Here is a 22,943-nt window from a genome sequence, read left to right as displayed (position 1 = left end):
TATAGATGCTAAAATACTTCATACTTTTTATAAATATAGTATACTAGCTATCCCAACGTCTGTGCAACCACATCCATTGACCAGGATATTCACGTACCCAAGATTCAACAATATCATTTAATTTTTGCGTAGAGGCAACTAGATCGATTTCATTTTTTTCATCACGGGGAAGCTCCACACGTTCGTATAATTCTAAACGATGTCGCCTTCTGGCTAAACGAATACAGCGTGCTGGATAAATATCACAATCATATTGACGAGCAAGCTTTATAATTAAAGGGTTGGTATTTAGTGGTCTGTTAAAAAATGTTCCCAAAATGCCGCGGCGGAATTTTTGATCAACAAGTGCGCCAACATTTTTACCTTCTGCTAATTTTGCTGCTAATGCCCAAGCTGCACCGGCTTTAGATGGGACAAGATGTCCCATGGAAGTTTGTCGAGCTTTGAGGACGCGTTTTGCAATATAGGGATTATTGGGAGGTCTAAATAGTACTGTAACATCGAGATCAAAACTTTGTGCGCATATCGGAAGAAGCTCAAAATTTCCAGTATGGGCTGTAAAAAAAATATGAGGTTTTTTTTCATTTTTTAATCGCTGGAATATTTCTTCTCCCTTAACCTCAATGAGACCAGGCTGATCGGCATTGGGATCAAAGTCAAAAATTTTATCAAGAAAAACATACTCTGCGAGAAAGAGTCCTATATTTTCCCACATTTCTATGGCAATCGTATAAAGTTCTTGTTCTGTTTTTTCTGGATATGCCGCTTTAAGATTTTCTAGCGCAATTTTATGACGATGTGTAAGAGGACCGAATGTTTTTGCTAACCAAGGAAAAAAGGAAAATCCCATATTGGTAGGAACATATTTTAGAGCAGATAAAGAGCCAATTAAAACATATCCCCATAACCAATAAGATAAATTTTTAGTTATAACTTTAATACGATACACAAATTTTTGAATATAAGACTTCATCATGATTTAATTAATTTCAAGAATAATTTTACCAAAAATATCACGACCTTCCATTCGTTTTAAAGCTGTATCAATTTCTTCAAATCCAACAATTGTATCAATGACAGGATGTACAGCTTTTTGTGCCATTTTTTTCATAGAGTTTTGCATATTTTCTATACGGCAACCAAATGAACCGAATATTTTCAGTTGTTGCTGAAATAGTTGCATTAAATTAATAGGTGCTGAAACACCTGAAGTAGATCCACAAGTTACCAAACGTGCTCCTCGTTTCATACATAACAAAGAACCGCTCCATGTATCGGCTCCAACATGTTCAAAAACAACATCAACTCCTTTTTTTTGAGTTAATTTGCGTACAACACCTTCAAAACGGTCTTTACGGTAATTAATAACATGATCGGCTCCAAGAGATTGTGCCTTTGTAATTTTGTCATCTGATCCTACGGTAGTGATAACCTTACATCCTATATGTTTTGCAAGTTGAATGGCTGCTGAGCCAATACCAGAACCACCAGCGTGTATCAAAATTGTTTCTCCTGCTTGTAGTTTTGCGTTATCGAAAAGCATGTGCTCTACAGTGCCAAATGTAATTGGAGCAACAGCTGCTTGTAGTTCATTACATTTAGAAGGAGCTGGAACCAATAAACGCGCAGGCAAATTTACAAGCTCACATGCAAAGCCATCAAAATGAAAACCGTAAATGCCTTTTACATCATTGCAAAGATTATCGCGTCCTTCACGACAAGCTTGGCATAGCCCGCAGGTTTGTGCCCCATAAATTGAAACAAGTTGTCCAAGTTGTAAATTTTTAACATTACTCCCAAATTGAACAATCTCACCAGAAGCTTCTGCACCAATTATGAGTGGCATTTTTCTTTTAGCAAAAGCCATACCACGCCATCCCCATACATCAATATGATTAAGGGCAACAGCTTTTATACGCACTGTTACTTCATTAGGGCTTGGTGGTGGAGGTGGCGCAATATCAGTAATTTTAAGTTGGCGCTCATCAAGTAGTTGCAGTGCACGCATTATCGTCCCTCTTTAATATATATGCTATCAACTTAAGTATTATGACGTTTAATTATTACAAGAATTAACCTTTATATGCTGTAATAATAAGACTCGTATTTTGACCGCCAAATCCAAAAGAGTTTGATAAAACCGCATTGACGCAAGCTTTTCGACTGTAATTAGGAACAACATCTAAAGGAATAGTAGGATCAGGATTATCGTAATTGATTGTCGGAGGAAGAATTCCCGATTGAATGGTTAAAAGTGAAAAGACAGCTTCTATAGCGCCGGCTGCAGTTAATGTGTGACCAATCATTGATTTATTAGAAGAGATTGGAATATATTCTAAGATATCGCCGAAGACTGTTGATAACGCAAGATACTCCATTTTTTCATTTTCAGGTGTTGAAGTTCCATGTGCATTAATATAATCAATTTCGTTGATGGTTATTTGGGCGTCTTTTAAAGCTTTGCAAACTGCTTCAATAGCTGGTGATGCATCAGGTTTTGAACGCGTACGGTGAAAATCATCTGCTGTTTCTCCGCAACCTGCCAAAATTCCTAAAATTGTTGCGTTACGATCTAATGCGCTTTTGAGAGATTCAAGAACAAGAGCACCTGACCCTTCTGCCATAACAAAACCATCTCGGTCACGGCTAAATGGTTTTGCAGCTTTTTCTGCAGGATCATTTTGGGTTGAAAGAGCAGATAATAGTGAAAAACGGATGAGAGATTCTGCTGAAACTGAACCATCGGTAGCGATTGTAAGTGCACGATTTGTCTCTCCTCGTCGAATAGATTCAACGCCTAATTGGATTGCTGTTGCACCAGATGCGCAAGCAGTTGAAAGTGTAACAGGAAGTCCTTTTGTTCCAAATTTTTTTTGAAGCTTTTCTGCGATGGCACCAAATTGTGTGGTTTCAAACAATTTTTCGTGGGGGTTATGACTGCAAACTTCAAGAAGATGTTCATAGGAAGGCTTGTTATTGAATGCTCCTTCTTGACTGAGAGAAAAGCGTGCTTCCCACTCTAGTTCAACAGGAGGAGCTGCTAAAAATAACGATCCATCAAAATTTGTTTTATCAAGAGCTGCTTGTTCTAAAGCTTCTTTTGCAGCTAGATCAGCAAGTTTTTCAGAGAGCGCAGAAGCACCAAGTGTGCTTTCTGTCAGAAAATCAACGGTTCCAGCAATACGTGTATTTAATCCTTCAACAGGAAAGCGTGTTATTTTATGGATGCCGCTAACACCATTTGTCAATTTTTGCCAATTTTTATATTTACCTTGCCCCAGTGATGTTACAACTCCTGCTCCAGTTATTGCGACAAGTGGACGTCCAAGATGATCATTATATTTCACTATCAAATTTCCCCTTAAGCAGCAGTTAAGCGTACTATACCTTCAGCTCTTTTAACTCCAACGGTAGTAACAAATGCTTCATGTACTTCTTCAAAATAAGGTTTTTCATCGATACTTAATGCTGGAAAACTGCATTTTTTTTCAATAGCAATAGCAGAAATTGCAAGTGCTAAAGGAAATTGTGCTTCCCGCATATAACCAAATAATGTTGTTATGCCGCGATAAAACATGTTAGCATCATCAAGAGCACTTTGTTCTGCTTGTGTCACTTCATGAAATCCTGAAGCAGCTGAAATAGTCAAAGCGGCTTCAGCTTTCATTGTTTGTAACATTGTTGCAATTGATTCTTTAAGCAAAATTTTTGTTCGATCTGTTTGATCTGTGATAATTTGGTTAATTTCAGCATAAGCACGCGCATTACGTTTTTTTGCGTGTTCTCCACTTTCAAGAACCAAAAAGACACCGCCAGAGCCAGTTATAATGCCACCACCAATGCAACTTTTTCGCTCCCATACTGGTGCCCATCTCTCACGAGTCAAGAGACCTCCAAGTTCATGCGCTAATAGCATATCATAACTTTGTGCATTATAAGAGCTTCCCACCAATACATGAGTACTTTGTCCTGATCGAATACGAGCAGCAGCAATTTGAATAGCAGAAAGCCCACTGCCTTCTTCTCCCATGAAGGTGCGAGAAGATCCAGTAACTTTATGAACAATTGAAATATTTCCAGCTAAAAGATTTGAAAGTTGTGCTAAAAACAAAGTTGGACGAAGTTCAGTAGAAAGAGCTAAATTTAACATGGAAGCATGATCAGCAGCTGTGCGTGCTTGAGAGAGAATTTGTGTATCGACAACAATATCACGTTCTCCTCCACTTGCTGCAACAATCATATCCATTGTCGATGTTAATTGTTCATTATTTTTCATACCTGCATCGTCAAGGGCAAGTCCGGCCGCATAAACACCAAGGCGTTGCCATGTTCCCATTTGTCGTTGATCATTTTTTTTAGGAATCTGTAAATTCCAGTCGACTTCAACTAATTGATGAACAGGGTAGGGAGAAAAAGTTGTATAATCGAGGTTTGGTGTGATTGTAGAATCATTTAAAATATCCCAATGACGATCAATCCCTTCGCCAAGAGAGCTTACAATTCCTATACCGGTTATAAATACAGCTTGGTCATGCATGGCAAAGAAATTAATTAGCTTGCTTTAAAGCAACGAGTTCATCAATTTTTGCACAAAGATTCTTAAGTACAAAATACTCTTCTGTTGCAACAGTACCTTCATTAACCTCTTGCGTCCATTGTTCTAGTGGAATTTTAATTCCAAAAACTTTGTCAATGGCAAAGACAATATCAAGAAAATCAAGACTGTCGATTCCCAAATCGTCGATTGTATGGCTTTCAGATGTGATCATGCTGCGATCAATTTCGCTTATTTCTGCGATAATATCAGCAACTTTATCAAACGTAGAGGACAATGTGTGATTCCTTATCATAGGGTTGTAAATTAAAAAAATACTTTAACACTATTTTCTTAATCTTTTTTTCTTTATAAAAAAAGATTAAATCTATAGCATGGTTACCTTTTCGGTATGTCAAATAAGCTTATTTTCATTTATCTTATTATGCAATTTTTTTTCTATTTGCAGCAAGTACCGCAAGAGCTGTCATATTAACAACTCCCCGCGATGTTACTGAAGGCGTTAATATATGCGCAGGACGTTTAGCTCCAATCAAAATAGGGCCAACATGAAGTGCGTTCGTTAAATCTTTAACAAGATTGAGCGCAATATTGGCTGCATCAAGCGTTGGAAAGACAAGTAAATTAGCTTCACCTTTGAGACGTGAATCAGGAAAAACACGGTTACGAAAGATTTCAGAAAGTGCAGTATCACCGTGCATTTCCCCATCAGCTTCTAAATTTGGATATAATTTAGCAAGAATTTCGGTTGCATGACGCATTTTACATGCACTTTTTGTATTTTTTGAGCCAAAATTTGAATGTGATAATAATGCAGCTTTTGGGGTTATACCAAATGCTTCAATTTCTTTGGCTGCTAATACGGTCATTTCTGCTATTTCTTCTGCAGAAGGATTTTCATTAACGTAAGTATCTGTAAAGAAAAGAGTGCGATGTGAAGAGATAAGCAAACTAACAGAAGAAAAGAGGCTAACATCGGGATCAAGTCCAATAATCTGTTCAATCAATTCAAAATTACGCTCAAAACGTCCTTCTAAACCGCAAATCATCGCATCAGCTTCTTCACGCATTATTGCAAGAGCAGCAATAGCTGTTGTTGAAGTTCTCACGATTGTTTTTGCAACTTCAGGTGAGACACCACGTCTTCCTGTGTAACGAAAAAATAAGTTAACATAATCATGAAAACGTGGATCATTTTCTGGATTTATAAGTTCAAAATCTACATTAGGACGAATTTTTAAACCAAAGCGTTTTAATCTTGCCTCTATAACATGTGGACGACCAATGAGGAGAGGAATTGCAGTTTGTTCTTCAAGAACAATTTGTGCCGCACGAAGTACGCGTTCATCTTCACCATTAGCATAAACCACACGTTTACGTTTTGCTGTTTTTGCGGCAGCAAAAACAGGTTTCATCGTTAAACCAGAACGAAACACAAATCTATTAAGGACATCATGATATGCTTCCATATCTGCAATTGGTCGGAGTGCTACACCAGTTTCCATTGCTGTCTTAGCAACAGCTGGAGCTATTCGTAGTATTAAGCGAGGGTCAAAGGGGGAAGGAATAAGATAGTCAGGTCCAAAACTTGGTGGTTTTTTTGAGTATGCACGTGCCGCAACATCTGAAGATTCTTCACGGGCAAGAGCAGAAATAGCATAAACTGCTGCCATTTTCATTTCTTCATTGATAGCGGTGGCGCCGACATCTAATGCGCCGCGGAAGATGTAAGGAAAACAAAGAACATTATTGACTTGATTAGGATAATCAGAGCGTCCTGTGCAGATCATCGCATCTGGCCGCACAGCGCGAGCTTCTTCTGGCATAATTTCTGGTGTTGGATTAGCAAGTGCTAAAATTAATGGATTTGGAGCCATTTTTTTTAAATATTCAGGTTTTAAAACACCACCTGCTGAAACACCTAAAAAAATATCTGCGTTATCAATAATTTCGGATAAAGTCCGTGCATCAGTTTTTTGTGCATAAATAACTTTCCAGCGATCCATAAGTGTCTTGCGTCCTTCATAAACGACTCCATCTAAATCGCTAAGCCAAATATTTTCAACTTTTGCTCCAAGACGAACCAAAAGATTGATACAAGCTAAAGCTGCAGCACCTGCACCTGAAGAAACTATTTTTGCGTTTTCAATTTTTTTGCCAGCAAGATTTAATGCATTTAGCACAGCGGCAGAAACAATAATGGCAGTTCCATGTTGATCATCATGAAAAACCGGAATATTCATTTTGGCACGAAGTTTTTCCTCTATTTCAAAACATTCAGGCGCCTTAATATCTTCAAGATTAATACCACCAAATGTGGGTTCTAAAGCAGATACGGTTTCCACCATTTTTTCAATGTTGAGTGCATCAATTTCAATATCAAAAACATCAATATTTGCAAATTTTTTGAATAAAACAGCTTTTCCTTCCATAACTGGTTTTGATGCAAGTGGGCCAATATTTCCCAATCCAAGAACGGCACTGCCATTTGTTATAACAGCTACTAAATTAGAACGGGAAGTATATTGAGCAGCAAGATTTGGATCTTTATGAATTGCAAGACATGGAGCAGCAACACCAGGAGAATAAGCAAGGGCTAAATCACGTTGATTGTCAAGAGGTGTTGTTGCTTGGATTTCTAATTTTCCGGGCTTTGGATGTTGATGATAAAAGAGCGCTGCACTGTCAAGTTCAGTTTTTGGTAAACTGAAGTTATTTTTTTGTTCTTTAGACATTTTTACGATATCCAAGTTAATATACGTTTGTTATATAGTGTTCTCATTTATGATGTATTTTGTTGATTTATAAGTTCTGCTTTAGCTGAATACAAAAATGTACGTTCCTGAGCAAATTTTTCTGTATTTTAATTGTTTCATATTTTTTTTGATTTGTGCTAGTAGATAATTTTTTTGACATCAAAACTATTATTTTTTCTTTAGTATAAATTTTAAAATTATTAAAGTGTTATTGATAACTGTCTTATTGTGCAATTATTTTTTTATATTTATATGAAATATATTATAATAAAAATAATTTTTATAAGTATATATATTATTTTTTATTATAAAAATTAATATATTGTTTCATAAATAAATTTTAAAATTTTTATAATTATTTGTATCATGAAATTCATTATTGTTATTATATTAAATAACAATATGTCTTTATAATTATAAAATTCCTTAAATATATTAATAAAATAAATTTTGATAATGATAAAAGCGGTAGCACAGACATATAAGAAAATTTAATTAAGAATTTTATAAATGAAGTTTATACTTTAAAAAAAGGATAAAAAAAATAGCAAGGGCAGGTGAGTATGCACTATTTGTATAAAACAGTAATCTGTTCAATAATTAAGTAACTATTTAAAATATGGTTATTGTCAAGATGTTAAAAAACTCAATGTTAAACGTTTATTTAAGTTTCTGTATACTGTTTTATAATTATAATCAACATATTAAATAATTACGAGTAATGAAAACAAATAAAGAAAAAAGTGGAAAAAATATTATTTTCCACTTTTCTATTATTTATCGAATACGTCCACTTACATGAGCAAGCATAGTGTAAACCTTCCCAGTATCTGATACCAGATATTTTTGAACTGAGCGGGAATTCCCAGAATTACGAGCTACATCGCGTAATACTTTTTCAAAATCTGTAATGTACTGATTAACTGAACGCTTAAAAGTAATGTCTCCCATATATTTTTTCTTAATCATTTCAAATGTTGTTTTTCCATTTAAGGTATAAAGGTGTTCTGGTACAATATTGATCTGTCCATGCCGATAATGATCCCATAATTCAACAATAGCATTGTGGTTTATAGCTCGTAATATACTTTTTGCTAACGAATTAAGAGACTCGTTTTCAGGATGAGATTTTGTTTGTACTGGTGAAAAAATAGGATCTTCAGCTGTTGTTCCATATCCTTCTTCTTCATACGAAACCCTCTTCAGAAGATTAGATACCCACTTATTTTGTTTTCTTTTACCTTGCTGTTGTTGCAAAATAGGTTTTGGTGGCACTATCTTTTTTATGACTTCGGAAGAGACATTACCATTTCTATGAGATGTTGACGACATAGTATCCACCTGTGTCAATTGATGCTTTGTGCTACTTTGATTACTTTCTTGTGTAACACTTGCCAAATCATTTAACGCAGTGATTTGTTCATTCAGGGCATAACGGATTGCGTGCGTCGTTTCCTTTGTCTTTTCTGGCAATTTTTGAACATTATCACCAATATTATTATTAATTTTTGAAATTTCTAAACGCATTTCATCCGCTGAGCGACGTATATCCTCCGCTGCTCCTGAAAAACGAGCTGAGGCCTCATTAATAAGTTGAGTAAGTGACTGCTGAAGTGAAGATGTAGAGTTACGCGTACTTTCCTCGGTACGATTAAATGCTGAGTTTATAACACTTTCATAATGTGCAATCAGCTGACTTATTTCGCTAGATTTTGAGACAAGAGCGTTAATTAATGCAGAAAGAGTATTGTGTTTTTCCTCAAGTGTTACATTAAGTGTATTTTCAGATTGTTCAAGAACGTGGATTGTTTCAGAAAGCGTTGTAACATGTTTTCCGAAGCTGTTTGTTATACCAGAGATTTGTTTAAATGTATCTTGTGAGAGCCCTTGCAAAATATTCACATTATCATGAAGTGCTTGACCTGACGCTGATAAATGCTTTGCCACTTGATTGGTTTTGTGGAAGAAATTATTTGCAGTTTCATTAAATTGACCATCAATATTTTGAACTGCTGATATCAAAACATTACTATTTTCGTGGATGCTATAAATTGATTGATTCAATTGCTCAAGGACGGAAGAGACATTATTGATCAGATCTTCCTTTATAGCTGTTACAGTTTGAAGTGTTGCCGAATTGGTTTGTGTCAAAGTATTTACTAAAGATTCATTTTGTGCATAAATTCTTTGTTCAGCATCTTGTGTTGAGAGAGAAAGTTGTTCACTGACATGCTGGGTTAAATGACCAATAGATTCAGTTGTGTTGTGCGCAACTTGATTTAAATGACTCGTCAATTTTGTAAGTTTTTCAACATGTTCTGAAATTTGAATAGCTGTATGATTCTTCGCTTCCTCTAAACGACTACTTACATCAGAAAGCTCATAGCCCAAATTGGTTTTTAAATTCTGCATAGAAACATGAAGAACATTGCAGCGTTCGTTGAGTATCTGCTCAATTTCCATTGTTGAAGTATGAATTGTTTCATTCAGCAATATTTGTGCATTATGACTTGCTGTTGCGAATGCCTCTACAGTTTGAGCTGTTTGCTCAGACAAAGTAGAGAGAACCTTGTCACTTGTATCATAAACTGTTTGTTTAACACTTGATACAATACGATTACCAGATTCTGAGATAATACCTTCTGCTTTTGCAGCAACATTAGCAACAGATGAAGCTATATAATCACCCGCAGAAAAAAGAACATCAGAGGCTTTTATAATTTCATTATGCAGGTTACCTGTAACTGTATTAACAGAATTTTCTAATGTGATGCGTATGTTATCTACACTTGTTTCTAACGCTTGCTGAACTGCTTGGTTTTGTTCACTATTTAAAGTGATTGATTTTTGTAGGGTACCAGAATGTTTTTCAAGAGCAGATGTTTGCGTTCCGATTGTTTCACATACTTGATTAAGTTTTTCAGATAAAGTTTCCTCTAATGTAGCCGCACATTCAAAAATCTTGCGTGCCCGAATTTCTAAATTTGCATCAAATGATCCCATTTGTGTTTCAAGAGTTTCAAAGAATGTGCCATTGGATTGAGAAAGAGTATCTTTTAGGGTTTCTGTATGCCCTTCAAGATTTTTGATATGGTTTTGAACAGCTTCAGTAATACTTTTGTTATTGGCAGAAATTGCCTTTTCAACAAAGTCTATCTGTTTTTTTAATGAAAGATCAACATGTATATCGCTTTTGGCGATGAGATTATGAATTGTTTCCATTCGTTGTTCGAGTGTGCGTGTTTGATCTGCAAGAACTTCGTTAAGAGAGAAACTATTAATAGCTAAAGAGTCACGTAAAGCATCAGCACGTATATCAATATTTCTAGCTTGTGCTTCTAAAGCTTCTGTAGTTACGTTGCAGCTTTGCGCAATGACTTCTTGTAGTTTTTCTGTATGTTGAACTATATTTGCAATATGTTTGTCAGTATGTTGATCAATAATTTGAACATTGTCGGTTAAAATCCTCTCAATATTTGAAGTATTTTGAGCTAAAGAATCAATCTGATTTTTAAATATATCAGAGATTTTATCTTTTTCTCCATCAAGCATATTTGCTATCGTGTCTCGCTGATCAGAAAGCTGTAATTTGAGATCTTGCGAGCGCTCCCGTATAATATCAACAATTGCGTTATCTATAGTTTTAATTTCGTCTCTTAAAACTTCTTTGCTTTTATTTATTGCAGAAAGGATACTATTCTGCCCGTTTGTAAATACATCAGCAATGTTAGCTGTTTTTTCCTCAAGATTAACATTAATTTTTAAAGCGTGAGTTTCTAAGAAATCACTAAGCTTCCCAGCATTATCTTCTAGAATTTGACTGCGAGCCATGAAGGAATCAATTATAGAATTACCATGTTCTTTAAGAGAAAGATCAACATTTGCTAAACGAGTTTCAAAAGCTTCAATAGCTTCTGAAGTTATGTCGTTAAATTTTAAAGAAAGTTTAGACGCTCGTTCGTCAAATTGTGTAATTTTTTCATCAAAGTTTTGCAAAGATTGATTATTGCGATCAATGATAGCTTCATCCAACGCTTTAAATTTTTCATCGACACTATACAAAGCTTGATCTGTGGCAGTGTGTATGTGCGTTGCAATTTTAGCAATATGCATTTCAGCTTTAGCAGCTGTTTCATTAAAGGTTTTTTCTATCTGTTTTTCATTATTATCAAAACGTTTTGAAAAATCATCAAAGTTTTTTCCTAATTCATGAAAAAATTCCGTATTTTTGTGCTTAATTTCTGTTGTAGTCTCGTTAAATTTTTCAACAAGCTGGTTTGTTACGCCATTGCCTGCATGAGAAATTTTCAAAATAAGATCTTCTCCCTGTTTTTGTAAAGTTTGGGAGAGGGTTTGCGCAAGCTTTTCAACATTGGTTACAACTTTAGATGTGACCAAACCAAATTCATCACTCAGTTGTTCTTGTGTTCCTTTAATTGCTGATTGTACACGATCTGCATGATTTAAAATAGCAATACGCTCATTGCTCAATTCTTTAATTAACGTATGAATGCGAGATTCATTTTCTGCATAAGCTTGTTCCAGATTATGAACTTCACCTTGTATGATAGCTTCAAGTTCAACAGCGCGCCCGAGAGTACGCTCGATACCCTCGTTCATTGCGGCCACTTCTTCACGAATGGTCTGCCCTATAGCAACAGCTTGTTTTTCAGATATATACTGCGGTTCATTGAGACGTTGTGCTGCATTTGTCATAAGAACAGCAATGTTATGTAATTCATTTGAACGTTTTGTTAATTGAGCAAATCCCCAAAACATAAGGGTAGGGATTACGGTTCCTGCGGCTACAGCTAATCCAGTTGGAGATGTAAGAAAAGCTAAAATATTCGATAAAGAATTAAAGCCAGCAGGTGCTAACTTATGAGCAATAAAAGCACTCCCTGCTATCCACAAAGCACTAAGCGCTGTTGTACTCCAGTAGATACGAGAGAAAGATTTTTGCTTTGATAGTTCAAAATTTAAAGGAGTTGTTATGTCATCATTGGCGGGAGAAGGTTGTGCAGATAATAACGTATTGTATACGGTTCCACCAGAAAGTTCATGCGTTGTTTTTTGGGAAAAAATCTGTTCAACAACCGATTCATCAACAACAGTGTTATCATGAATATTTGAAGTAAGAATTGAAGTGCCATTTTCAGATAAGATTTCTTCCTCTGCCATAGCAATTTTTTGAACCAAATCATCCACGTTAACGACATTTTCTGAATCATTCGATGATATTGTTTCAATCATCGTGTCATTAAAGTCAAAATCCATAGCTTTCGTTAAAGCTTCTTCAACTTCAACTTCAAATGTTTTTAATTTGGTTCTTCGTGCCATATTCGCCTCGTACTTTACAGACGGAAAAGGATATATCTTCCTTTAGAGATTCCCATATACTAGCCGTTAATCATTTAGAAAGGAATATGTTCAGGGCAAAATTGTGAAAACTTATCGAGATAAAGTTAACGCGAATTTTGTTGTTATGCAAAAAATATAAAAAATATAATAAAAACAATTAAATATATAGTTTTTGTTAAAATAAAAATACTGTTTACAATTTTAATGGGTAAAATTATAAGCTTTGTGTCATATTAAATAGGTATTACAGCTGTATATCGCATTCCAAAAATTTCAGCAAAGTATAGATATTTTTGTGCTCGTACACTTCACCATCTTACCCTTATCAAGGACAAGTAAATTATATCAATTTTTGTAATTTTTTAGAGAGGTTTACTGTTTAATTTTTTAATGTGCGCGATTTTTTATATTTTAGAATCCATCATATATGCTGAATATATATTAATGTTTTAGCGTAAAATAAAAATTATACTTTTAACAATAATTTTTAAAAGCAAAGTGTTAGCAAATTTTTATATTTGGTGACTAATTCTATAATTGAGATAGGTGCTATCTTGAATAATAGTTTTTTTTAAAATACCAGGCAGTATTTTGCTAAATTTTCATGCTACTACGTTGACAATTTGATATTTTTCAGTCGATATGCGTGCACGGATATTTTATACAATTCGAAACAAAGGTGCAAAAATAATGGCAGAACGATCACAACATCTGCAAGATGTATTTCTAAATACGCTTCGCAAGCAAAAAATTTCTCTAACGATTTTTCTTGTGAATGGCGTCAAATTAACAGGTATCGTGACGTCATTTGATAATTTTTGTGTTCTTTTACGTCGTGATGGACACGTACAATTGGTTTATAAACATGCAATTTCTACAATCATGCCTGGGCAACCTGTACAAATGTTTGAAGGTGAAAATTCTGAATAAATAAACCACCCCATCCTATACCACTATCCCGTTTTAAATGCTATGTCAATTGCCGTAATAGACAAAAATGGGAAAGGGATACAAAATTTATAGGTTATAAATTAAGTGCGTGCTGTTGTTTTAGTACCGATTTTTTATGGAAAGAAAAGTGAAAAGACGCTGCGTGAGTGTTCCGTGTCTTCTCGGCTTAAAGAGGCGCTAGGGTTGGCGCGTGCTATAAGGTTAGAAGTTATTCATTATGAAACAGTCAATATCGTTACGTTACGTCCTGCAACTTTGTTTGGTGCGGGTAAGGTGAATGAGCTTGCCCATTATATAAATGAACATCATATTGGTCTTGCAATTGTAGACTCTTTTTTAACGCCAGTGCAGCAGCGTAATTTAGAAAAATTATGGAATTGCAAAGTTATTGATAGAACAGCTTTAATTCTTGAAATTTTTGGAGATCGTGCGCGAACAAAAGAGGGGGTTTTGCAAGTTGAATTGGCGCATTTATCTTATCAAAAAAGTAGGCTTGTTCGTAGTTGGACGCACTTAGAGAGACAACGTGGGGGGCGTGGTTTTTTAGGTGGACCTGGCGAAACGCAAATTGAAGCGGATAAGCGTCTTTTGCAAGATAAAATTATTCGCATTCGTCGTGAATTAGAAACAGTTGTTAAAACACGTGCTCTTCATAGAGCACAAAGAAAAAAAACATCTTATCCTATTGTTGCTTTGGTTGGATATACCAATACAGGAAAATCAACTCTTTTTAATCGTTTAAGTGGTGCAAATGTATTAACTAAGGATATGTTGTTTGCAACGCTTGATCCAACTTTACGCAAAGTTATCCTTCCTCATGGGAAAACTATTCTTTTATCTGATACTGTAGGTTTTATTTCTAATTTACCAACACATTTGATTGCAGCTTTTAGAGCAACCCTTGAAGAAGTGATTGAAGCCGATTTAATTCTTCATGTAAGAGATATGTCAGATCTCGATCATCGTATTCATGCCCAAGATGTTTTAAAAGTACTTTCAAATCTTGGCGTTTGTATTGATGATACAGAGCGTATCATGGAAATTTGGAATAAGATTGATATATTGGATGAGAACGCATTAAGCACTTTGCAAACAAGCGCAAAAACATTATTGAATCCTGCTTTAATGATATCGGCGTTAACTAGCGAAGGGTTGGATCAATTATTAATAGCGATTGAAAAGCGAATTTTTGGGGAAATGCAGAGAGTCGAATATATTTTAAGATCTCATGAAATGCCACTTATTAGTTGGTTTTACGAAAATTCTAGTGAAATAATTCAAGAAGGGCGTGATGATGGGTCTGTTATCATTAAAGCAGTGCTTACCTCTGAGGCAAAAGAACAACTAGAATATATTAAACAAAATATGAATTAAAGTTTTTTTGATATATTTATGAATATTTTTTTAAAAAAATTTACGTTTTTCTTATCTTGCAAGAATATAACTTCAAGTTAAGAGGATAGTTACTACTTTCTCTTAAATAAAAAAATACGAAGTGTTTTGCTGGTTAGAATAAAAATGAGCTTTAAGTACGATAAAAAACTGTTGGTACATATGGTACCGCGAAACGTTTTAATCGTTTTGCTGTTAGCAATGTTATGTACATTTTTGATTTGTTCGTATTATTTTGTTCAGCCACGAGCTTACCGAGCAACCTTAACATTTTCGCTATCTGATTCTGTAGGAAAGCCGTTGCCAATTGACAAACAAAACAATGTAATTAAACTGTCACTTTTACAGCCTATAGTTTTAAATTCTTCACGCTTTCATGGCTTTTTTTCAGATAGCTTGCAGAAGAAGAATTTTCGCGAAAATATTTATTTATCCTGCAATGGTGATCTTATTAATCTTGCTTTTGAAGCTGGAACTATCGAAGCTGCTCAACAAGGGTTGGAAGCTTTGTTTTCTATGTTTTCAGAAACAATCATCAAACAGGATGAAAAGTTTTTATTAACGGAGCAACAAACTGATCGACAATATGATAATACTGCTGTGCTAAATATAATGCAGGAGTTTCGCTCATCGGTTGATTCTTTTATTCATCACGATGCAAAACAAACTGAGCTTAATGATCTTTATGCCCAATTAACAGAAGCAACTTTAAAGCGTATTCATTTAGCAAGTTTGAATTCAATTATTAAGACAATACGTGAAAATGGGCAATCTCTACTGTCTTTGGCATTCATCGCGAACAATTCAGCAGTTGCTGCATTAGAATCTAAACGTAATCTTTTAGAAACGCAAAAAGCACATATGGCTGTACAATTAGGTTGGACACATCCTCAAATCAAGGCAATGATTGCAGAATCAGAAACACTTTCTCACCAATTGGAGAACAAAATTTGGCAGATTGTTAATCAAATTCATTCAGATGAGATTATTGCAGAGAATCTTGAAGAACAGCTAAGAAAAAGGATTAGCCTTTTTGTAAAGGGGCAATCTCAATCTTTAAATCAGATATTTAATGAATTAGAAAACAAAATAAAAGCAGTGGTAGATGCACAAAATAAAGTAATAAGTAAGCCTTCTTCATTGCAGGGGATAAAGATTCATGTAATTGTTCCAATAACGTTAGCGCCAATTTCTTTCATGACTCTTTACGGAAAAAACGTTATTATTAGCGTGTTTATAAGTTTGCTTACCCTTTTGGGAGGACTGTTATTGTGGCAACAATACTTTAGGTTTAAAACAAGAAGAAAACAACTGGAGGAAAACGGTGAAAATGTTTTAATATCGAAAGGAATAAAAAAACTTGAAGCTTTTATTACAATAGACGAATTATCTGATTTTTTAAAATGGCGCGATTCAGTTGTTGTTTCAATAATTGGTTCAGAAGCAGCGCGAACAGCAGCAAAATTATCTCTTCATCTTATGAAAGAACAAAAAACAATTTTGTTAGTGGATGTTTCCGGTCAACAAATAGAGAAGGTGATTGGTCCACATCGAGGGCTGAGTGATATTTTAACAGGACATGCGCAGTTACAAGATGTTATTTATCGTGATTATGATACGGGGATTGATATCCTTCCTCAAGGTTTAACACCTGTTGCTCGCGCACAAGATTTTTCAAATAACATTTCTAACTTATTGCAAGAATTTAAAAAAGATTATGATTTTATCATTTTAGAAATAGCAAGCGAACCTAAATATGGATTCGAGCAATTTGCGCAGATAACAGATTATTACATTTGCAATGTTGCTCTTAATGAACAAAATTGGATGATAAAGATGGTGAGTAAGTTTCCGAAGACTATTTACCGTGTGATTGCGTCTTAGAACATTGCAAAATAAGAATGTTAATTGCATGTTATGGCGAATATGATGATCTTTTGCTAAAATTGTAGTGTTTTTATCATAGATTAAGTTTAATGTTTAAATTTGAAAAATATTTTTTGTTTAAGATAAAAAAACAAAGATGGGGGAAGCGGAGATGGCAGTAAAAAGCTTAAATGATGTTCCTTTGATACCATTACAGAAAAGGCATAGAAGACAAATCCAAATATGGCTTGATTCTATTTTGTTTCTTTGTTTAGCAATTGTTTTAATAGGAGGGGCTACCCGTTTGACGGGATCAGGATTATCTATAACAGAATGGAAGCCAATTCATGGTATAATCCCGCCTATTGATGCGCAACAATGGCAGGAAGAATTTTTGAAGTATCAACAAATAGCGCAATATAAATTACTTAATTATAATATGACTCTAAATGCATTTAAGGTAATTTTTTGGTGGGAGTGGTGGCATCGTGTTCTTGGGCGTCTTGTTGGTCTTATAGCTTTATTGGGTCTGATTTGGTTTTGGGCTACAAAACGGATTGAAAAAAATATTTTGCTTCAGCTCGCTATTGTACCGATTCTTATTGCTATTCAAGGTGCTATTGGTTGGTGGATGGTGGCTTCAGGTATTGGCAAAAGTAATTTAACAAGCGTGAGTCAATATCGTCTAGCATTCCATCTTATAACAGCGTGTTTTGTTATTATTTTTGTCACTTATTTATCTAGAGGATTTGCAGAATATTCAGAAAAACCAACAAATAAAATGATTCAAAAATTTGCTGGTTGGCTTGTTGTTTTTATTTTGATTGAAATTTATTTAGGTGCTTTAGTTGCGGGGCTCCATGCGGGTAAAGTTTATAATACGTGGCCACTTATGGATGGTCAAATTATCCCTGATGGATTGTTAAATCATAATCCCGTTTGGCTTAATTTATTTGAGAATCCATTAACAGTTCAATTTATTCATCGTTTTTTTGCTTATTTTTTATTTATTGTAGCCATCGTTCATGCTTTATACGTACAAAGAAATGTTCCACATTCAACGCATGCTCGTCGCGCATTTTTGATATGTGTTATGATCGCTGCTCAGGCATTATTGGGAATTATAACGTTGTTAAATGAAGTGCCAATAAGCTTGGGGCTCATTCATCAAAGTGTTGCATTAGCAATATTGTGTTTTTCGGTTGCGCATTGGCGAGCAACAAAGGGAGCAATATCTTGCTGCTGAATAAAATTTGTTATCAGAGAAGCACTAGCTACCTAAAAGCATTAAGTTAAGATTTTGGACAGCAGCTGCAGCTGCACCTTTCCCCAAATTATCTAGTACGGCACATAAATTGAAAATACCTTCGTTTTCGTCGCCAAAAATAAATAATTTCATGCTATCTTTATGTGCTAAGTGCTCTGGACTGAGTTTAGTAAGCGTTTCAGTTTCTTCTTGTGATGCAATTAATATGGTGTTTTGTCCATCATAGTGATTATTAAAAATTTCCCTCAGATCAGAGCAGGTAGCAGATTTTGTTAATAAGCTGCGATGCAATGGAAGGTTTACAATCATTCCTTGAGGAAATCGACTAACACTTGGTACGAAAATTGGTGTTTGATTGATTTGTCCGTGTGTTTTAATTTCTGGTATATGTTTATGTTTTAGATCAAGTCCATAAATAAAATGATTTTTCCAAGATTCACTTTGCTGAGATTGATTTTCCATTTGTACAATCAACTGTTTTCCACCACCAGTATAGCCAGATATTGCGTTAATTGATATCGGACAGTAAGCATCTAGAAGGCCTGCTTCACGAAGTGGTCGAATTAAGCTAATAGCACCAGTAGGATAACATCCAGGATTTGTTACGTAGTATGCTTCTTTGATACGTTTTTCTTGTCCTGCAGTCATCTCAGGAAAGCCGTAAACCCAGTTTGGTAAAATACGATGAGCTGTTGAGCTATCAATAATTCTCACTTTTTTATTGTTTTTTATCCAGTTAACTGTTTTACGTGCAGCATCATCTGGAAGACATAAAATAGCAATGTCGGCTTGGTTAAGACAGTCTTGTCGAATATTAATGTTATGGCGATCTGTATGGGGAAGAGAAAGTAATTCTAAATCTGAACGCTCTGCTAGACGTTTCTGTATTTGTAAACCTGTTGTTCCATGTTCTCCATCAATAAAAACTTTTATTCCCATTATATTTGCCTTAAATAAATTTTTTCTGCTATATCGAATATATTACATCATAAATCGGGTTAAATTATCGAATATCTTAGAAATATTGATAGCTGTATTTGCAAGAAATAGTGTAATAAAAGTACGTTAGTATATTTAATATCTATTTTGTAGAGTTAGAGTTTACAAAATAAAACAAAATTTTACTATATTAAAGAAATAAAGGTAATTCAAATTGTCTTGTTTGTATGGTTTGCTATGTTATCATTGATTACTTTAATTCGTGAGATGTTAGGACATATTTTATGACTAAGCAAGCAGATGGTGCGCAGGAGCATTTTTTTTATGATAATCTACAAACCGTTGATGTTGCAGTTTTTGATGCAATAAAGGGAGAATTTGAACGTCAAAAGCATGAAATTGAGTTAATTGCATCAGAAAATATTGTTTCAAGAGCAGTTCTTGAAGCTCAAGGATCAATTTTAACCAATAAATATGCGGAAGGTTATCCAGGAAATCGCTATTATGGTGGTTGTCACTTTATGGATCAAATTGAAGAATTAGCAATTGAAAGAGCCAAAAAGCTGTTTGATGCTTCTTTTGTTAATGTTCAACCCAATTCAGGAAGCCAAATGAATCAAGCTGTGTTTTTGGCTTTGCTCCAACCTGGAGATACAATAATGGGATTGAGTTTGAATGCTGGTGGCCATCTTACGCATGGATCTCACGTTAATATGTCAGGAAAATGGTTTAATGTTGTTTCTTATGGTGTACGTCAAGAAGACCAACTTCTTGATATGGAAGAAGTTGAGCGTCTTGCAAAAGAGTATAAACCAAAGCTTATTATTGCGGGTGGAACAGCTTATTCGCGCGTATGGGATTGGAAACGGTTTCGTGAAATTGCAGATGAAGTTGCAGCATATTTGATGGTAGATATGTCTCATATTGCAGGTTTGGTTGCTGGTGGTGCGCATCCTTCTCCTATACCGCATGCGCACATTGTGACGACAACAACACATAAATCATTACGTGGTCCCCGTGGTGGTATGATATTGACGAATAATGAAGATTTAGCTAAAAAAGTTAATTTGGCAGTTTTCCCGGGTCTTCAAGGCGGCCCTTTAATGCATGTAATTGCTGGTAAAGCCGTAGCATTAGGGGAAGCTTTACAGCCTGCTTTTAAGGATTATATTGCAAATGTTGTTACTAATGCTAAAGTTTTAGCAAGTAGATTGCAAAATAACGGTTTTGATATTATTTCCAGTGGTACAGATAATCATTTATTATTGGTCGATTTGCGTTCTAAGAATTTAAAAGGAAGGTTTGCAGAATTATCCTTAGGGCGTTCTGGCATTATTTGTAATAAAAATAGTATTCCTTTTGACCCAGAAAAGCCATTTATAACATCAGGCATTCGTTTAGGTACACCCGCTGGAACAACGCGTGGCTTTAGAGAAAATGAATTTATTCAAATTGCTGATTTAATTTCAGAAGTTCTTGAAGGCCTTAAGGTGGTAAAAAACGATGAGGATAATAGTGCAGTTGAAATGGCTATTAAGAAAAAAGTGGAAAATATGACTGAAAACTTCCCTATTTACCCTTATCTTGGCAATTAGAATAAAGGGGACAAAAAATGCGCTGTCCTTATTGCCAACACGAGGATACTCAAGTTAAAGATTCGCGCCCTACAGAGGAGGGTGCGGTAATTCGTCGTCGGCGTATATGTTCTGTTTGTGGTGGTCGTTTTACGACTTTTGAACGTGTTCAGTTGCGTGAACTTTTGGTTTCTAAAAAAAATGGTCGATGTGAGCCATTTAATCGCGATAAATTAATGCGATCAGTTGATGTAGCTGTGCGTAAGCGTAATATTGATCTTAATCATATTGAACAAGCAATTTCCGGCATTATACGTCAATTGGAAAGTTCAGGTGAGTCTGAGATTTCTTCCGAAAAAATTGGGTATCTTGTGATGGAAGCATTAAAGAGTATTGATGATATTGCTTATATTCGTTTTGCTTCTGTCTATCGGGATTTTCGTAATGCAGGCGATTTTCATAATGTGATAGATGAGTTATCAAAAGATATAACGGATACAGAATCTTGTTTTCATGAATAAAAACAGAAAAATGCAAGACGAGCGGTTTATGGCTGCAGCTATCCGTTTAGCAGAACGTCATGTTGGTCTTACTGGTGAAAATCCTTCTGTTGGCGCATTAATAGTGCAGAATGATAATATAGGAGCATCTATTGTTGGGTATGGTGTAACAGCTATCCATGGAAGACCTCATGCTGAGGTACAGGCTTTGCACATGGCTGGTTCTTTAGCTCGTGGTGGTACGGCCTACGTAACTTTAGAGCCTTGTTCGCATTATGGTAAAACTGCGCCATGTGTAAATGCACTCATAGATTCGGGTATTTCGCGAGTTATTATTGCTCTTACTGATGCGGATAAGCGAGTTAATGGTCGTGGTATTACTCTTTTACGTGCAGCTGGTATTGAAGTGATCGAAGGTATTTTAGCTGAAAAAGCTTTTGAAGCATTGTGTAATCATTTATGTATAAAAAAATTACAGCGATGTGCAGTTACTTTCAAAATGGCAATTTCTGCAGATAATGGTGTGGGAAAAAAAGGACAGGGGGGGATAAAGATCAGCGGAACGGCTTCTCACATATACACCCACACTTTACGAGCACAAAATAATGCTATTATTGTTGGTATTGATACTATATTAGCAGATAATCCGCAATTAAATTGTCGTTTGCCAGGGTTAGAGATGCGTTCTCCTATACGTATTATTTTGGACACAGGTTTACGCATTCCACTTGATACAAAAGTTGTCCAAACGGCAACAAAAATTCCTACATGGATTATTTGTGATACAAATATTTCAAAAAAAAATAAAAAGATATCGCTAGAACAGTATGGTGTTTCTGTATATTCAGTAGAAATGAGCAATGGTTTCATGCAACCCCTTGCTATTTTACAGCTACTTTATCAACGTGGTATCAACAGTGTTTTACTTGAAGGAGGAGTAAAAACAGGAGAAAAGTTTTTAAATGCCGGTTGTGTGGATCATTTGATGTGCTTTTATGCTCCCATCATCCTAGGTAAAGACCGTATTGAAGCTCCCAATTTTGAAAAATATCTTTCGGGGTTTAACAAAGTTGAGACAAAAATATTTGGAAATGATCGTTTTTATAAATGGAGACGTAAGACATTATGTTCACAGGGATTGTAACGGATATTGGTTGTGTAGAAGATATTAAATCTTTAAATAATGGGATACGTTTAAATATTTTGACACGCTATGACTTGGAGAGTTTAAAAATTGGTGCATCAATTGCATGTTCAGGAATTTGTTTAACAATTGTTGAATTAGCACCAAAACAAGCTGTAAACAATTGGTTTGCTGTGGAAGCATGGGAAGAGACTTTACGTTTGACTAATCTTGCACAGTGGACAAAAGGGACGTTTGTTAATTTAGAACGTTCATTACGATTTGGTGATGAAGTAGGCGGACATCTGGTTTCTGGACATATTGATGGTTTGGCTAAAATTGTTAATAAGAGTGAGGAGGGTGATGCAGTTCGTTTTTGTATAGAAACTCCAACACGATTATTGCCCTTTATTACAAATAAAGGTTCTATTGCGCTTAACGGAACATCTTTGACTATTAATCGCGTTGAGGATAATATTTTTGATGTTCTTATTATTCGCCATACACTTGAAGTGACAACTTGGGGACAAGCTAAGATTGGTGATCAAGTTAATTTAGAAGTTGATCAGCTTGCCCGTTATGCTGCAAAATTTTCCGGTTTTAAAATGAAAGCTGAATAAATTAAAAATTTATCATAGTTTTTAGAATTTTATGTTTTT

General features: G+C 35.1%; 16 protein-coding genes. 8 read left to right on the top strand and 8 right to left on the bottom strand.

Features of this window, described 5'->3' with window-relative positions:
* Positions 1-43: 43 nt before the first annotated feature.
* The 7 genes from V4B18_RS05635 to V4B18_RS05605 form a co-directional block, all read right to left on the bottom strand.
* Entirely contained in the window at positions 44-973 is a 930-nt protein-coding gene (locus V4B18_RS05635) for a lipid A biosynthesis lauroyl acyltransferase (protein ID WP_455476543.1), read from the bottom strand.
* Between the two features lie 6 nt (positions 974-979).
* A complete protein-coding gene (locus V4B18_RS05630; protein ID WP_455475482.1) occupies positions 980-2,008 on the bottom strand; it encodes a zinc-binding dehydrogenase in 1,029 nt (342 codons plus the stop codon).
* A gap of 64 nt (positions 2,009-2,072) precedes the next feature.
* Positions 2,073-3,347, bottom strand: coding sequence for a beta-ketoacyl-ACP synthase (locus V4B18_RS05625; RefSeq protein WP_455475481.1), 1,275 nt, complete (start codon positions 3,345-3,347; stop codon positions 2,073-2,075).
* A gap of 14 nt (positions 3,348-3,361) precedes the next feature.
* Complete coding sequence (locus V4B18_RS05620) at positions 3,362-4,537, bottom strand: beta-ketoacyl-ACP synthase (protein WP_455475480.1); 1,176 nt, start codon at positions 4,535-4,537, stop codon at positions 3,362-3,364.
* Positions 4,538-4,547: 10 nt separating this feature from the next.
* Complete coding sequence (locus V4B18_RS05615; RefSeq protein WP_455475479.1) at positions 4,548-4,832, bottom strand: acyl carrier protein; 285 nt, start codon at positions 4,830-4,832, stop codon at positions 4,548-4,550.
* Positions 4,833-4,977: 145 nt separating this feature from the next.
* Positions 4,978-7,290 (bottom strand): NADP-dependent malic enzyme, encoded by a 2,313-nt coding sequence (locus V4B18_RS05610; protein ID WP_455475478.1) that lies wholly within the window; start codon positions 7,288-7,290, stop codon positions 4,978-4,980.
* A gap of 798 nt (positions 7,291-8,088) precedes the next feature.
* Positions 8,089-12,651, bottom strand: a complete 4,563-nt coding sequence (locus V4B18_RS05605; protein ID WP_455475477.1) for a hypothetical protein — start codon at positions 12,649-12,651, stop codon at positions 8,089-8,091.
* A 711-nt stretch (positions 12,652-13,362) separates the two neighbouring features.
* Between V4B18_RS05605 and hfq the strand changes: the two genes are divergently transcribed.
* The 4 genes from hfq to V4B18_RS05585 all read left to right on the top strand — a co-directional run bounded on the left by hfq (position 13,363) and on the right by V4B18_RS05585 (position 18,127).
* Positions 13,363-13,602: an RNA chaperone Hfq gene (gene hfq, locus V4B18_RS05600; RefSeq protein ID WP_455474764.1), complete on the top strand. Its 240-nt coding sequence runs from the start codon at positions 13,363-13,365 to the stop codon at positions 13,600-13,602.
* Positions 13,603-13,707: 105 nt separating this feature from the next.
* On the top strand, positions 13,708-14,997 hold the full coding sequence (hflX, locus tag V4B18_RS05595) for a GTPase HflX (protein WP_455475476.1): 1,290 nt from the start codon (positions 13,708-13,710) through the stop codon (positions 14,995-14,997).
* A 144-nt stretch (positions 14,998-15,141) separates the two neighbouring features.
* Entirely contained in the window at positions 15,142-16,899 is a 1,758-nt protein-coding gene (locus V4B18_RS05590) for a hypothetical protein (RefSeq protein WP_455475475.1), read from the top strand.
* A gap of 139 nt (positions 16,900-17,038) precedes the next feature.
* Complete coding sequence (locus V4B18_RS05585) at positions 17,039-18,127, top strand: COX15/CtaA family protein (protein WP_455475474.1); 1,089 nt, start codon at positions 17,039-17,041, stop codon at positions 18,125-18,127.
* Between the two features lie 24 nt (positions 18,128-18,151).
* Here the strand turns inward: V4B18_RS05585 and argC are convergent, their stop codons facing one another.
* Complete coding sequence (argC, locus tag V4B18_RS05580; protein ID WP_455475473.1) at positions 18,152-19,087, bottom strand: N-acetyl-gamma-glutamyl-phosphate reductase; 936 nt, start codon at positions 19,085-19,087, stop codon at positions 18,152-18,154.
* 284 nt (positions 19,088-19,371) lie between these two features.
* Here argC and glyA point away from each other — a divergent pair, with 284 nt between their 5' ends.
* Genes glyA through V4B18_RS05560 form a run of 4 tightly spaced genes read left to right on the top strand, consistent with a single transcriptional unit; the run spans position 19,372 to position 22,904 of the window.
* Entirely contained in the window at positions 19,372-20,682 is a 1,311-nt protein-coding gene (glyA, locus tag V4B18_RS05575; RefSeq protein ID WP_455475472.1) for a serine hydroxymethyltransferase, read from the top strand.
* 17 nt (positions 20,683-20,699) lie between these two features.
* On the top strand, positions 20,700-21,182 hold the full coding sequence (gene nrdR / locus V4B18_RS05570; protein WP_455475471.1) for a transcriptional regulator NrdR: 483 nt from the start codon (positions 20,700-20,702) through the stop codon (positions 21,180-21,182).
* Positions 21,175-22,305: a bifunctional diaminohydroxyphosphoribosylaminopyrimidine deaminase/5-amino-6-(5-phosphoribosylamino)uracil reductase RibD gene (gene ribD, locus V4B18_RS05565; protein ID WP_455475470.1), complete on the top strand. Its 1,131-nt coding sequence runs from the start codon at positions 21,175-21,177 to the stop codon at positions 22,303-22,305. The genes nrdR and ribD overlap by 8 nt, the downstream gene beginning before the upstream one ends.
* Positions 22,287-22,904 (top strand): riboflavin synthase, encoded by a 618-nt coding sequence (locus V4B18_RS05560; protein WP_455475469.1) that lies wholly within the window; start codon positions 22,287-22,289, stop codon positions 22,902-22,904. Before ribD ends, V4B18_RS05560 begins: the two co-directional genes overlap by 19 nt.
* The last annotated feature ends 39 nt before the right edge of the window (positions 22,905-22,943 follow it).

This window comes from Bartonella sp. B17, from assembly GCF_053795755.1.
This window is presented reverse-complemented; position numbering and strand designations above follow the sequence as displayed.

Excerpts from the sequence above, each read along its gene's own strand:
- ribD (WP_455475470.1), top strand. The coding sequence starts at position 21,175 with ATGAATAAAAACAGAAAAATGCAAGACGAGCGGTTTATGGCTGCAGCT.
- V4B18_RS05560 (WP_455475469.1), top strand. The coding sequence starts at position 22,287 with ATGTTCACAGGGATTGTAACGGATATTGGTTGTGTAGAAGATATTAAA.
- hfq (WP_455474764.1), top strand. The coding sequence starts at position 13,363 with ATGGCAGAACGATCACAACATCTGCAAGATGTATTTCTAAATACGCTT.
- V4B18_RS05590 (WP_455475475.1), top strand. The coding sequence starts at position 15,142 with ATGAGCTTTAAGTACGATAAAAAACTGTTGGTACATATGGTACCGCGA.
- V4B18_RS05610 (WP_455475478.1), bottom strand. The coding sequence starts at position 7,290 with ATGTCTAAAGAACAAAAAAATAACTTCAGTTTACCAAAAACTGAACTT.
- V4B18_RS05605 (WP_455475477.1), bottom strand. The coding sequence starts at position 12,651 with ATGGCACGAAGAACCAAATTAAAAACATTTGAAGTTGAAGTTGAAGAA.
- glyA (WP_455475472.1), top strand. The coding sequence starts at position 19,372 with ATGACTAAGCAAGCAGATGGTGCGCAGGAGCATTTTTTTTATGATAAT.
- V4B18_RS05620 (WP_455475480.1), bottom strand. The coding sequence starts at position 4,537 with ATGCATGACCAAGCTGTATTTATAACCGGTATAGGAATTGTAAGCTCT.
- V4B18_RS05630 (WP_455475482.1), bottom strand. The coding sequence starts at position 2,008 with ATGCGTGCACTGCAACTACTTGATGAGCGCCAACTTAAAATTACTGAT.
- nrdR (WP_455475471.1), top strand. The coding sequence starts at position 20,700 with ATGCGCTGTCCTTATTGCCAACACGAGGATACTCAAGTTAAAGATTCG.
- V4B18_RS05585 (WP_455475474.1), top strand. The coding sequence starts at position 17,039 with ATGGGGGAAGCGGAGATGGCAGTAAAAAGCTTAAATGATGTTCCTTTG.
- V4B18_RS05635 (WP_455476543.1), bottom strand. The coding sequence starts at position 973 with ATGAAGTCTTATATTCAAAAATTTGTGTATCGTATTAAAGTTATAACT.
- argC (WP_455475473.1), bottom strand. The coding sequence starts at position 19,087 with ATGGGAATAAAAGTTTTTATTGATGGAGAACATGGAACAACAGGTTTA.